General features: G+C 56.8%; 2 protein-coding genes. Both read right to left on the reverse strand.

The genetic code is table 11. The features are described 5' to 3' along the window. Positions 1-1108, reverse strand: a 1108-nt coding sequence (nusA, locus tag ACIPL2_RS35115) for a transcription termination factor NusA (protein ID WP_401365400.1), incomplete at its 3' end; no start/stop codon positions are given. Continuing rightward, a partial coding sequence (gene rimP, locus ACIPL2_RS35120) for a ribosome maturation factor RimP (protein WP_401365403.1) occupies positions 1095-1436 on the reverse strand: 342 nt, incomplete at its 5' end. The genes rimP and nusA, both read right to left, overlap by 14 nt.

Raw genomic sequence — 1436 nt, forward strand, 5'->3', positions numbered from 1 at the left:
AACCTTCATCTACCAGCACCTGTGCCAGGTCTTCGTCGACTTCCAGCTCGTCGATGAAGTTGCGCAGGATGTCGCCGGTTTCTGCTTGCTGCTTAGCCTGGATGTCCGATTCGGTCATCACGTTCAGGGTCCAGCCAGTCAACTGGCTAGCCAGACGCACGTTCTGACCACCGCGACCGATGGCCTGAGCCAGATTGTCTGCGCCAACGGCGATGTCCATTGCATGGGCATCTTCGTCAACGATAATTGCCGCCACTTCAGCCGGCGACATTGCATTGATCACAAACTGAGCCGGGTTATCGTCCCACAGGACGATGTCCACACGCTCACCGCCCAACTCACCCGACACTGCCTGGACGCGCGAACCGCGCATACCGATGCAAGCGCCTTGCGGATCGATGCGTTTGTCCTTGGAGCGGACCGCGATCTTGGCGCGCGAACCCGGGTCACGGGAGGCAGCCATTACTTCGATCAGGCCTTCAGCGATTTCCGGCACTTCGATGCGGAACAACTCGATCAGCATTTCCGGCGCGGTACGCGACAGGATCAGCTGCGGGCCGCGGTTCTCGGTGCGGATTTCCTTGAGCAGCGCACGCAGACGCACGCCAACCCGGAAGGTTTCGCGAGAGATGATGTCTTCACGAGCCAGCAACGCTTCAGCGTTGTTACCCAGGTCGACGATCACGTTGTCGCGGGTCACTTTCTTCACGGTGCCGGAGATGATTTCACCCAGGCGCTCGCGGTAAGCGTCAACAACCTGAGCGCGCTCGGCTTCGCGAACTTTCTGCACGATGACTTGCTTGGCAGTCTGTGCAGCAATGCGGCCGAACTCGATCGATTCGATTTTTTCTTCGACGACATCACCCACCTGAGCGCCAGGATGCGTTTCTGCAACCTTGCTCGGCCAGGTTTCGATGGCCGGATCGTCCAGGTCAGCTTCTTCAACGACCGTCCAGCGACGGAAAGTCTCGTAAGCACCGGTGTGGCGATTGATTTCCACACGCAGATCAACTTCGTCCTCAAAACGCTTTTTGGTAGCAGTGGCCAGGGCCAGCTCCAGCGCTTCAAAAATTACGTTTGCCGGTACGCCCTTTTCATTGGATCTCATGGTCTTCTACCTGCACCACGACATCCTGCTCTTCTACACCGCGCAGAAGGCCCTGAAAGTTGCGTCGTCCTTCAAAAGGCGAGCGCAGCTTGATCTTCACTTGTTCACCGGCAAATTTTGCAAACTGCTCAATAGTGAACAGCGGGCGTTCCATGCCAGGCGAGGAAACTTCAAGGGTATATTCAACGGCGATTGGATCTTCAACGTCCAGGACACCGCTGATCTGACGGCTGACAATGGCACAATCGTCCACCAGCACGCCGCCTTCCTTATCAATATAAACGCGCAACATTGAGTGGCGACCTTGAGCCGAAAACTCAATACCCCA

The sequence above is a fragment of the Pseudomonas sp. NPDC086251 genome, assembly GCF_044746405.1.
In the GTDB taxonomy this organism is placed as follows: domain Bacteria; phylum Pseudomonadota; class Gammaproteobacteria; order Pseudomonadales; family Pseudomonadaceae; genus Aquipseudomonas.